Raw genomic sequence first — 11,467 nt, 5'->3', positions numbered from 1 at the left:
TGGCCGAGATTTGCACGGATGTAACGCAGCACGTGTGAGCGGCTTCCTGACGAGGTTTGGCGACCGCTTACGAGATGTGTTCATCCTGTGCAGCAAACGCATCAAGGTTGAAATAAATTATCCCGGCCATATCCGCGCGGCCGAATTCACCCGGCAGGGTAGAATTTCAGCACATCCAGATGATGAAAAAGTCCAATCCTAGCCAGGCTCAAGGAAGCCCTTCAACGCCATCCACGGACAAGGGGCTGGCCATGGGCGCGAGCTCAGTTGATTCGGCCGCGGAGGTCAACACAATCATCGCCCAGTGCACCGCCATGGATGATTTGTTACGTGTGATGCTGGAACAAGCGGGGTCAATCTACCCCAGTCCGAATTGGTTATTTGGCGGGATCACCGACATGGAGAACCCTGTGGAGGTGGAGGTTCTGGCCCATTCGCATATGCGCTTGAAAACGGTCTACCTAGGCATGCGCATCCCCATTTTGTGCAGTCCATTCAGCCATCGTATTTTTGAAGAACATTGCGTGAGCTATGTGGGTGAAGATCTCGGAACACTATCGCTTTTGAATTCACATTTTGCGGAGACCTTTGCGCTTTCAAGCTTCATGGGGATTCCACTTCTTTTCTCGAACAAGATCATAGGGGTCCTATACGCGGCCACTTTAAAAGGTGAAAAAGCCTCCGCGCCAACCGAATCCCAGGAGGAAGCCCTGCGGAATCTGGCCCGGGCAGGGGCGCTGGCTTTTCATCAAATAAAAACCAGGACATCCATGTAAGACCAGGTATAGCGCAGCTTCAGGGAGAATCAGGGGCCGAGATGACTTCAAGATTCATATTCCGAATTGGCGGTGATGCAGCACCCTGGCCTCCTGGCGAGCCATAAGCATCTGCCCCCAGGTCTGCCCGCTGGGATGCGTGAGTCGCTGTTGGGACATGTCAGCGCGGACTCAATAATCCGTTCAGGGGATAAAGAAACACCGTTCGGCGGAAGGTCTCGTTAGCTTGTTTGGCAAGTTCTAGAATCCACCGTGCGAATCCAGATATGGCTCAGGAAATGAGCGACTCAACCTAGTTCAACAGAGTGGGAGTTTTGTGTTTTCAAGATCCCAATTCGACAGACATCAGACCTTCAAAGCTTCTGGGCTCATTCATATATTTCAGGACCCCAACTCGAAACCAACCTATATTCTCGTCCCATTTTATAACCATCGAGCTGTGCCTTTCGCTGGTCAACTAAGCGCTGTGGCGCAACTTTCTAGCGGTGTAAGTGTGGGCATCAGCAACCGGCACGGCTCAAGGGAGGGCTCATGCAAGGCTTCGTGAAAGCGTTGCTCGTCGCAGGAATTTCCATCGTGTGCATGCATGTCCTCGCTCAGGATGCACCTGTGGCCAAGGAGCAATTTAGGACCCAGCTTACCGTTACAATTCCCGTCCCAAAGCAACCCAAGGAAACCGAGCAGCAGAAGGCCGCTCGTGAGGCGAAGGAAGCTGTGGACAAGAGTCTGGAGGCAGCAGCCGCCAAGGCGGCCCTTCCTGGACCACGCACGCGCTGGGTCATTATCAATCTCGCAAAAAAGGGCAAGGGTGTCATCGCGTTGGATGTGCAAACTGGCAAGGACAAGAAAGAGTTGCCCCTTGTGACTGCACTCCTTAAGGCGCTCGAACTTCAAGCGAAATTCACCAAGCTTATTGGGGCAACGGTACTACCTGCGCCCGGGTCCGGAAGCGGACCGAAGGAGTTGAGCCAAGCGGAGTTGCTGGACCTCATGGAAACGGCCTTTGGGGGAACCCCGACCTCTGAGGAAACCTCGGATGGCTTGCGGATCAAGTTGAATTCGAAATTCGAGGAGGTTCTCGCCCTTATAGAACAGGCGCAAAACGATGTGGCCGACCAGATGGACTTCACAGCGAGTGACTACGCCGACCCTGCACGTTGGGTGAACTGGAAGGGTGCAAAGGTCCGAGTCATCAGTATCGCCGCGAACGACAACGGAAACACAACAGGCGTCATTGATGTGACAGAACCGGAGCGCAAGAGTCGGATCCAGCAGGACATGGAATCACTGTTGAAGGCCACAAATGGCGGCAAAAACTTGTTAATGAGTGTACGCGGGGCCACCCCACAGCCCATGCCGCAGTACATCGCGTTCGAAAGAACTTACACACTGAACGAATGGCGAGCGGCAGTCGAAATCAACGCCAAAGCGCTTGACAAGAGTGGAACCACCGATCCAAAGGAAACGGCGTCGTTCAAGCAGGTGATGAACACAGGGAGTTGGGAGTCCTTCTATTTGAGCCTAGACATTCCTGTAAGTAAGGTGAAGGTGACGGAGGACACCCACCTGGATGCGAAGGACAAGCCTTCGGAGTTCCTCGTCGGGTTCAACTGGCTCATCGGCTCTAAGACCGATTTCGGGAATACGAAAGCGAGTCCTTCCGGCTTTGTCTTAAAGGCGTTCATTAAGCCTTCTAGCAAACCGCTTGACCAATTCGGTGGCGCCATTGGATACCGTTTCGGGGATCATACCTTCTCAAACGCTACCTTGAGCGGTGCGCTTTCTGCTCTGACCATCAACGCAGGCTGGATTTGGAACCGAGAGGAGAGGCTGTTGCTCAGCGGCACGAAGACCAACGCCTACCCTGGGCAGTTTGTGTTGAGCATCGGCTTCAACATGGATAAAGCGGCTGAATGGTTCAAGAAGTAGCAAGTATCAGCCTGCTCTTGAGCCAGCAATAGCCAAAGAGGAGACAGTGGACGCCAGTGAGAAGTATTTAAGCGATGAACCACAGAAAAGAAATGTTTGGTACACCTAGTAAATTTCTGACAGGAGCAAGGCATGTTTCATTTGAGCCTCAAAGGAAATATCACAATATTTCTACTTGTGGGTTTTCTCTCCCTACTTGGTTTGGGGTGTAAGCGGAACACTAATGCCGTCAACCGACCTTTTGCAGTGGGCACAAAGGTATACGGCCTGGGCTTCGTGGAGTTCACCCAGGACAGCATACTGGAGCGCCCTGGGCCCCTTGCCTTCTGGACAATGAAAACCAAGGGTGACTCTCAGTCCGGCGAGGGCTCGCCGCCCTTGATGGCCTCAGACAAGGAAGCATTCTGGGCACAACTCAGGCAGGAGGCCCAAACCTCCGGTCGGTTGACCATCTTTGTTCACGGGTATGACACTCGACTACAAACCGCCGCAGACCGAGCGAAAAATCTAGACGACCGTGGACCCGTGCTGCTGTTCAAGTGGGCTAACCCTGTGCTCCACCACAACTGGATTGCTAGATACAAGCTCACGAGCTGGTGGTACGCCTCTGACACCTACGACCAACACGCCAAAATCGCGAGCGAAGTAACCACCTCGTTCTCAAAGGTCCTTGATGAGATCGGGACGAGATTCCAAGGCATCCCTGTCCATCTCGTTGGGCATAGTCATGGGACCCGCCTGTTGATCAGCGCCTTCTCCCATTCGACACTGAAAGCAGATCGAATGGCCCTGATCGAGGGCGACACACCGGCTGAAGAATTTGAAGGAAAAGATGGGAAGGCCGCTCAGTGGCTGCGGTCGGGCAGGCTAAAAAAAGTGGTGAACTACGCATCTACTGGAGATCCCACGATGGGAGTCTCTAGAATGCACAACCATCAAATAATCCTTGGTTCTCTACATCGCTCAGTTAACCCCCCCCTAAAATCTCCTGCCAACTACAATCCAACGGATATAGGCAGCTGGCCCTATTTACCTGTAGACATCGGTTGCTGGAAAGGCCACGTGCTCCGTGACGACAGTTTCTACGGGCATAGCGAATTCTTCTATTCAGAGCAGCTTATCGCTCATTTCAGATACAGGGTCCTCGGATTGCCGGCGGACCAGACTCTGGGGAAGCGAATCAGGGAGGAAGTGTGGCCACAAAACGACATGGAGCACTTCCCTACCATCAAGTCTGCGAGTGGACCCAGCGACGCTCTGATTATCCGTATCAGGGAAGTTGAATGCCCCTGCGACAAGGAAAAACTGGGAGCATTCGGGAATTAGCGGAGGCTTTGTTTGCTTCACGCTTGCGTCTTCCTGGGTACTAGCAATAACAGGATGGGAATCCAAGTTGGCCTATGACTCTTTCGACACGCTTCCCTCGTATGGTTTGGCCCTGAACCAAACAGCACGGGCCTTCTCTTTGCTTCCGCCACCGTTAAGGCATGCCTCTCACCCCACCAATATGTAGGCCCCTGAACGGGGCACAGCTCCTACTTCAGAAGACTGCCCGCTACCCACTAAGAAATCTGAGGAGGTGTCCACGGTTCATTGCGCGGTGGGCCTGGAGGGACCTTGCAAATCCTTCCTTGAACCTCCTCTCAGCCGCTTCCGAATTTACCTCCTCAACGAAAGACATTCTTCTTTGTAGGGGCGGCGCCCTCGCGCTGTTGGAATTCGGCCCGAGGGAGTTTGTTTGTGTCGGCGCACAAAAATGATCATAAAATTTAGCTAAATATATCAAAATGAAATAAAATTTTTCATATTTCGTTTCCGAAATCAGGAGGACACCGTGAACTCAACTGGCTGGTCGCATCGAAGGTTTCTGATGGGCGTGGCCATCCTAACGCGCGTGGTCTCCGCCGCGGCCCAGACCGTTCCGAGTTCCATAAAGGACGACCCCCGCTCCGTCTACCAGCGGCGCATCCATCCGAAGGAACTGGTCGAACGACTTGATTGGGCGGGCCGCATCAATGACCTCCTGAAAGCGGAACCGGGGGACATGATCGTCACGGCAGTGGGCGACATGATCTTCAACCAGCCCATCAGCCACCTCACGGATCCAGACCGCGCTGGGCTCTTGCAGATTATGCAAGAAGCGGACATCGCTTACGGGAACATGGAATTTTCGATGAATGATCGGGCGGACCTCCAACGCCCCTTTTACAATTTCCGGGCGCCCAGGGACTTCCGATGGGAGTTGGCGCGTACCGGCATCAATATGGTGAGCCTAGCCAACAACCATGCTCTGGATTTTGGGCCAGAGGGACTCAAGGAGTCCCTGCTGGCCCTGGATCACTCCAACATCACTTACGCGGGGGCAGGCAACACGCTCGCAGAGGCACGTAAACCGGGGCGCATGCAGGTGGGGGGCCACAAGATCTCCATCGCGCTGCTGTCCTACATGCGTTATTGGACCGCCAAGTACCGCACCAAGGATCCCAATGGTCCCTCCTTGGCCACTATCGATCCGGCCGTGATTCTGATGGCGAAGGACGGCAAGGTGGAAAAGGTGGAGGGCCCCCTGGAAAGCGACGTGATGGCCATGGAGGATGATGTGATCCTCGCCAAGCGCCGCTCGGATGTGCTGCTTGTTTCGCTGCACAACCACGACGTTACCCACCATCGCGCTTACGGCATCCAGGATGCGACACCTCCCAATGACGAGATCATGTTCCGCCGGGCCGTGGATGCCGGGGCTGACTTTGTGATCGGAACCGGACCCCATGTGCTCCGTGGCATCGAGATCTACAAAGGAAAACCGATCTTCTACAGCCTTGGGGATTTCATCTACCAATACCGGACACCGGACCGCATTCCTGTCGACCTGATCCACCAGCGGGATATCGAGATGCCTTGGTCTGCCGATGTCTCCGTCTGGGACCGGCGCGATTCCCGCGAGGTCATGGAGACCGTGATGGTCCGCATGACCCTGAACCAGGGGAAGCTGAAGCGGATTCAGCTTCTGCCCGTCACCATCGATGATGAGGGTCCGCTTTATGGTGTGCCGCGTCTAGCCGGATCCAAGCGTTCGGGCGAGATCATCGCCTTGATGCAAAGGCTTTCCAAGCCCTTTGGCACCAAGATCGTCAGCCGAGGCTGGTACGCCGAAGTCGAATTCTAGCGGTCCGCCATCAACCATGCAGTGGCAAGGGCGAGGCGTGCCATGCGGCTGACGCGGAGATAGTCCCCGGCTGCATCCTGGGCCACGGCCCCAATGGTGGAGAGGGCAACAAGAAGAGCCAGGCAACCAGGAAGGCTCTGCCTCACAGCGGGCCCCAATAGAAGAAGAGCGTCGGAGGCACTAACAGTGCGAATGCCAGGACCACCAGGATGAGCATGAGGGGCAGGAACCAGCGGGCCCAACGATCCCAAGGGATCTTTGCCGCGCCCAGCACGCCCATGGTCACGGCGCTGGTGGGCAGGATAGGGTTGATGAGTTCCGATAGGGAAAAGCTGTAGACGCAAGTCTGGCGCGTGATGCCAACCAGATCGGACAAAGGCGCCAGAACCGGCATGGTGAGCGCGGCTTGAGCCGTTCCAGAGTGGATGAAGAAGTTGATGAAGCACTGAACCAGGAACATCACCTGGGCGGTCATGGCTCTGGGCAGCACACGGATGGCGGTTGAACTATAAAGCAGCAGGGTATCCATGATCCGTGCATCGTTGGCGATGACCAACAGCGCGCGGGCACAGGCCACAATGAACACCACGCCCACCATATCCTTTGCACCAGCGATGAAATGCTTCGCAATGGTGCTAGGCCCCATGCGGGCGATGAGTCCGACGAAGATGCCCATGCCAAGAAAGAGGGCGGCAATGGCTTCCAGGTACCACTGGTATTTCAGGACGCCGTAAACCAGCAGGATCAGGGCTCCGAGGAACGTCAGGAGTGCGAGGACGTGGGAGGTGTTCCAGGCATCTCCAGATTCTGCCGAGACGGTTGATCCGCGGGCCAAGTCGATGTCCCGGACGGGACTGAGCTCTGGGTTCCGCTTGATTTTGGCAGCATAAACCATCACGTAGGCGATCACTACGCCGGTGGCGACAACCCAGGCGACCACCCGGTATCCCAAGCCTGAATAGATGGGGACGCCCGCGATGCCCTGGGCTACGCCGACAGTGAAGGGATTGAAGAAGGCGCAGGCGAAACCTGCGGCGGCACCGAGAAAGGGGATGCTGGTGCCCACGATGGAGTCATAGCCGAGGGCCCGTGAAAGGGCGATAAAGATCACGATGAACGGGATCAGTTCCTCCGCCATGCCGAAGACCGCCCCGGCCAGGGAGAATATGGTCATCAGCACCGGGATGAAGAGCGCTTCCATGGCCGGATGGCGTTGCACATGGACCATCAACCGTTTGATGCCCTGCTCCACCGCGCCGGTTTCCTGGAAGACGGCGAAACTGCCTCCGATGATGAGCAGGAAGGAGATCAGTCCGGCCCCGTCCAGAAAGCCCTTGATGGGCGCCAGGAATAGGGTTTGAAGGCCCAGGTAGGTCTTAGGAAGCAGGTGGAAGGTCCCGTCCACGGGCACCTTGATCCGACTACCATCCGGCAGCACCTTTTCGAAGCGCTCGAACTCGCCCGAGGGCACGATCCAGGAGAGGATCAGCACCAGCGCGATCAGGGCTCCAACGATCACAAGGGTGTGGGGCATCTTCAGGCCTACCGGCGGAACCGGAGGCCGGGGCGTGGTGGCTTGTTCTTGATCGTTCACTCAAACATCCCCTTGGTTTGCATGCGTCCGGCCTTCATGAGGAGACAGCCCTTGGCGATGACGGTGCGGATCTCAAAGTCACGGGGATCCACCAGGACGATATCCGCGTCCATGCCCGGCGCTAGGCAACCCTTGCGCCGCAGCTTCAGGATGCGGGCGGGATTCTGGGTGATTACACGGAGGGCTGTCTGCAGGGGAATGCCTTCCTCGAGCACGGCCTGCCGCATGGCCGGGAAGAGCGAGGTGACTCGGCCCACTGAAATGCCCCGCAGGCGGCCGTTGCGATCCCAGTCCGGCAGGCTGCCTTGGCCATCGGAGGTGAATGTGATCTGGCCAGGATCCACGCCTGCCTCCAACATGCGGCGCAGAGCCTCGGCGCATGGGATCTCCCCGTCCTCCAGATATGCGGGCAGGGTCGAGGTCGTGAAGTCCACGAAGCCGCCAGCTTTGGCATAGGCGATGCCTTCCTCAAACAGGCCAGGGTTCCGGTTGATGTGGGTGGGGAGCATCTGGGCGGCGGATAGTTCGGTCTCGGTGAGGATGCGTCGGAGGAATTCGAGCCCGCGCGGCCCATCACCCAGATGGACATTCACGATTCCGGCTTTGCCCGAAAGCAATCCACCACGTCGCGCCATAGCCACCACCTGGGCGAAAGCCTCGAAGGTGGGCTGACTCGATCGGTGGTCGGACAGGGCTACTTCGCCGGCGCCGATCACTTTGTCGATGAAGAGCAGGTCATCCTCAAGGCTGGGCATGAGCGTGCGCAGGGGGAGGCCGTACGAGCCCGAGTAGACGAATGTGCTGATGCCTTCTTCCTCCAGGCCCTTGGCCTTGGCCAGGAGTCCCGCCATGCTCCGCGTTTGGCCGTCGGTCCCAAGGCAGCCCACCACAGTGGTGACACCCCCCTTAATGGCATCCGTGAGAGGCAAGTCTGGTGTGCGGGTGGCGAAACCCCCCTCTCCGCCACCGCCCATGATGTGGACGTGGCCGTCAATAAAACCGGGCAGTGCCTTGAGGTTCCGGGCGTCGATAACCTCGCAGTACTTGCGGGGGACGCGAATGTTCGGTTCCATGCCCAGGATCACCCCACCGCCAATGAGTAGATCGCACTGGCCGCCCGGTTCCGGGGCGTAGATGTCGGCATTCTTGATCAGGAGCAACATGGGACTCCAACCGGACCGCGAGGTCCTGAGCACATTCAGAAGACGCGGGACACGGGCAGGCTGGCGCCAGGCCGCGCCAGGTCACGGAAACCAGGGTAGCCATAGAGTCCATAGAGGAGGCAGGGCTCGAGCAGCTGAATGGCACGGCGGGCCAGGTCCTGGTCAAGGGGGACGAGGAGTGAGCCTACGGGCAGATCGAGATCAGCTACCGCGAGGCGCTCGACGATCTGCCGGTCCTTGTAGCGTTGGTACAGATCGTCGTAGGGCTCCTCGAGGCGGAGCAGGCGGCACCGCTCCACCCGCATGCGGCGGGGCGCCACCAAGGTCTCCCAGCGCAGGCCTTGGGCCTCCAGCACAGGGATGAAGCGCGCCGCGGCCGAGGCCTCGATGACGTAGGCCCTAGGAGTGGGCACACTGCCTTTTACCACCAGGTCGGTCATGTCGTTGGCGGTGGGTACGTCCAGCACGCGGCCCGAAGCTGCTTCCGTGATTTTGACTGTGCTGACCTTCCCATCGCGATTCGCCCAGAACACGTTGGTGGCGATGAAGGGCGGCAGAGGTTCACGCCGGGCCCGTTCAGCGAGCTTTCGGATGCGGTTCCGCCAAGGTCGATTGCCGAGCAGGTGCTGGTATAGGATGCGGTAGCCATCCACCCGTTCGCCCAGATCGGCCTGGGGATCGGAGGCCCGGTGGCGCACACCGGACTCGATGATGAAGGACAGCGCTCCCAATGTGCCCATTCCGTTGCGGCCATCGTCCACTTCGGGGGTGGAGGGGCGCGTCTCCTCCTCGGGCGGCGGCCCACCCACACTGTAGCGGCGGTATGGGTGACCCGCCTTCTGCAAGAGTGGAGCGGCCGAGGCCACTGCCTCCATGCCTGCTCTCTTGAGGTACTCCGGAATCAGCGGGTGGTTCGCTCCATCCATGGTGATGATGGGCCAGGCTTCCCAACCTTTGGCGCGGTATCCATCTCCATCCCTGCCAAATTCATGGCTGTCCACAGCCAGGTGGGGCCGGATACGGCGAGCCACCTGGTGCAGAGCCCGGGTTTCGGGTTGGGCCATGAGGAGGTGGTCACGGTTCAGGTCGGCGTCGACTCCATTGGTGCGCCGGTGGGCCTCAGCGCCGTCAGGATTGAGCATGGGCATCAAATAGAGGTCCACATCCTCGGGTAGGAGGTCGGGATGGCGAGCGAGGTCGCGGATCAGGGTGAGCTGGGCATCCTTGCCCGCCACCTCGTCCCCATGCTGCTGGGCGTAATAGAGCACGCGGAAGCGCGCCTTTGCTCCACCCCGGTTGAGACGCACCAGGAAGAGCTTTCTCCCTTGAGTGCTGCGTCCCTCTTCGGTGACGGTGATGAATCCGGGCCGGACAATTTGTTGCAGGAAGCTCGACATCTCATCGTAAGAGATCGTCCTGTGCATGGCCCGATGGTCGACAGGGATGAGCGCTTGCGGGAGTCCGGCGGACCCGAAGGTGGAGAGACACAGCAGGATCCCAGCGGACCGCAGGAACGGAGCAACGCTCATGGCTTGGAGACCTTCCTCGTGGCGAGGTCGATGGATTGGCCGGGGCAGAGAACGTGTATGCGCAGATCTCGGAAAGAGGTCCCGTTCGCAACCATGTCCGAGGGATCGAAGACCATCACGGAGCGTTTGCCCGCCACCACCGCTATTCCGCCTTTTACGACCAGGGCCGTAGCCTCATCGATGCCTAGACCCAGGTAGTCAGGGTGTTCCATGATCAGGCTGAAGAGGCGGTTCTCTCGATTCCGGCGCAGGAAGTGCTGGTCCACGACCACGCGCTCAGGTAGGGAAGCCCATGCCTTCGCGGGTGCGATAGGCCCCTGGGCCGAACTCGGAAAGGGATTCAATACCGTTCCGATCTTCCCCAGTGAGCATGAGCTTCGACATGATCGCCGCACCCGCACTGGTGCCACCGATCACCGCGCCCGCCTCGTAGCGTTCCCTGATCACGCGATGAAGGGGCGTGCCGACGATCTTGTCGCCCACCCGGTTCTGATCCCCTCCGCTAAACCAGAATCCAGTGCAGCTCCGGGCCTTGTCCAAGTTCTCGGGAAGGGAGGACTGCTCGCGCGTCCGCACATCGATGGCCACCAGGGTGAGCCCGGCCTTGTCGAGATCCTGCCTCCATTCCTTTATTGCGCCCTCGGGATCTTCGGTAGAGGTGGGAATGATGCCCACCATGCCACCGCGGCCCCCGGCTGCCTGGAGGAAGGCGTCCATGATGTCCTGGGGCATCCCCCCGCCACCCACGATGACCAAGGTGCCCTTAGGTGGCGGTACAGAGGCCCCTGTTTTCAAGCCAGAGAACACCAAGGCAAGAACAAGAAAGAGCTGCTTCATGGTCCCATCCCATCACACAGCGGCGGGGCGGCTATCCACGCACCCCGCCGCTTGTTTCATATTCAATCTGGATTCGAGATCAGAACAGGAATTTGGCCCCGATGCGGAACGTCCGCGGCGGCTCCTGGTCGAAGACCATGTTGTAGTAGGCGCTATCGTACCGTTCCCCTCTGGAAGTGACGGCCGCGTCATTCAGGACATTGAACACGTCCACGAAAACCTCTACAGCTTTCTTGCCACCCAAGCCAAAACGGTGAGAAGCGCGAAGATCCAGCAGTCGGCGGGCATCGTAGGAACTGGAGCCGAGCGGCTCAATGTTGACGTAGTAGTACTCGCGGTTGCTCAGGCGGGAGGTCCGAATGAAACGGGTGTAGTGGAGACCACTGAGATAGACAAAGCTGGCATTGAATCGCGTCCCCCAGGGGGCCTTGTAGGAGGTTCGCAATTTGACTTCGTCATCGTTGAAACCAGGA

At 58.2% G+C, this 11,467-nt stretch carries 10 protein-coding genes; 4 read left to right on the top strand and 6 right to left on the bottom strand.

The annotated features are described in order from the left end of the window. Nucleotides 1–179 precede the first annotated feature (179 nt). The 4 genes from IPQ13_08025 (at nt 180) to IPQ13_08010 (ending at nt 5,871) form a co-directional block, all read left to right on the top strand. The gene (locus IPQ13_08025) at nt 180–776 is read left to right on the top strand and encodes a GAF domain-containing protein (protein ID MBL0210838.1); all 597 of its coding nucleotides are present in this window, start codon (nt 180–182) and stop codon (nt 774–776) included. Nucleotides 777–1,307: 531 nt separating this feature from the next. Then, nucleotides 1,308–2,705: a hypothetical protein gene (locus IPQ13_08020; protein MBL0210837.1), complete on the top strand. Its 1,398-nt coding sequence runs from the start codon at nt 1,308–1,310 to the stop codon at nt 2,703–2,705. Nucleotides 2,706–2,837: 132 nt separating this feature from the next. Then, a complete protein-coding gene (locus tag IPQ13_08015) occupies nt 2,838–4,031 on the top strand; it encodes an alpha/beta hydrolase (protein MBL0210836.1) in 1,194 nt (397 codons plus the stop codon). Between the two features lie 550 nt (nt 4,032–4,581). Continuing rightward, entirely contained in the window at nt 4,582–5,871 is a 1,290-nt protein-coding gene (locus IPQ13_08010; protein ID MBL0210835.1) for a CapA family protein, read from the top strand. Nucleotides 5,872–6,013: 142 nt separating this feature from the next. On the opposite strand, the gene yfcC is transcribed toward IPQ13_08010, so the two are convergent. The 6 genes from yfcC to IPQ13_07980 form a co-directional block, all read right to left on the bottom strand. Next, entirely contained in the window at nt 6,014–7,405 is a 1,392-nt protein-coding gene (yfcC, locus tag IPQ13_08005) for a putative basic amino acid antiporter YfcC (protein ID MBL0210834.1), read from the bottom strand. Nucleotides 7,406–7,461: 56 nt separating this feature from the next. Then, nucleotides 7,462–8,628, bottom strand: coding sequence for a beta-aspartyl-peptidase (locus tag IPQ13_08000; GenBank protein MBL0210833.1), 1,167 nt, complete (start codon nt 8,626–8,628; stop codon nt 7,462–7,464). 35 nt (nt 8,629–8,663) lie between these two features. Continuing rightward, nucleotides 8,664–10,157 (bottom strand): DUF2817 domain-containing protein, encoded by a 1,494-nt coding sequence (locus tag IPQ13_07995; GenBank protein MBL0210832.1) that lies wholly within the window; start codon nt 10,155–10,157, stop codon nt 8,664–8,666. Beyond that, complete coding sequence (locus IPQ13_07990; protein ID MBL0210831.1) at nt 10,154–10,423, bottom strand: hypothetical protein; 270 nt, start codon at nt 10,421–10,423, stop codon at nt 10,154–10,156. The genes IPQ13_07995 and IPQ13_07990 overlap by 4 nt, the downstream gene beginning before the upstream one ends. A 10-nt stretch (nt 10,424–10,433) precedes the next feature. Continuing rightward, the gene (locus IPQ13_07985; protein ID MBL0210830.1) at nt 10,434–10,994 is read right to left on the bottom strand and encodes a cyanophycinase; all 561 of its coding nucleotides are present in this window, start codon (nt 10,992–10,994) and stop codon (nt 10,434–10,436) included. A 79-nt stretch (nt 10,995–11,073) separates the two neighbouring features. Continuing rightward, the gene (locus IPQ13_07980; protein ID MBL0210829.1) at nt 11,074–11,439 is read right to left on the bottom strand and encodes a TonB-dependent receptor; all 366 of its coding nucleotides are present in this window, start codon (nt 11,437–11,439) and stop codon (nt 11,074–11,076) included. Nucleotides 11,440–11,467 lie beyond the last annotated feature (28 nt).

The sequence above is a fragment of the Holophagaceae bacterium genome, from assembly GCA_016720465.1.
Lineage (GTDB): Bacteria > Acidobacteriota > Holophagae > Holophagales > Holophagaceae > JANXPB01.
Note: the sequence above shows the minus strand (reverse complement) of the source record. Positions and strands in the feature narration are given on the sequence as shown.

What these genes read in the sequence shown, in the direction of transcription:
- IPQ13_07995 (MBL0210832.1), bottom strand. Translation starts at nt 10,157, where the DNA reads ATGAGCGTTGCTCCGTTCCTGCGGTCCGCTGGGATCCTGCTGTGTCTC.
- yfcC (MBL0210834.1), bottom strand. Translation starts at nt 7,405, where the DNA reads ATGCCCCACACCCTTGTGATCGTTGGAGCCCTGATCGCGCTGGTGCTG.
- IPQ13_07985 (MBL0210830.1), bottom strand. Translation starts at nt 10,994, where the DNA reads ATGAAGCAGCTCTTTCTTGTTCTTGCCTTGGTGTTCTCTGGCTTGAAA.
- IPQ13_08015 (MBL0210836.1), top strand. Translation starts at nt 2,838, where the DNA reads ATGTTTCATTTGAGCCTCAAAGGAAATATCACAATATTTCTACTTGTG.
- IPQ13_08020 (MBL0210837.1), top strand. Translation starts at nt 1,308, where the DNA reads ATGCAAGGCTTCGTGAAAGCGTTGCTCGTCGCAGGAATTTCCATCGTG.
- IPQ13_08000 (MBL0210833.1), bottom strand. Translation starts at nt 8,628, where the DNA reads ATGTTGCTCCTGATCAAGAATGCCGACATCTACGCCCCGGAACCGGGC.
- IPQ13_08025 (MBL0210838.1), top strand. Translation starts at nt 180, where the DNA reads ATGATGAAAAAGTCCAATCCTAGCCAGGCTCAAGGAAGCCCTTCAACG.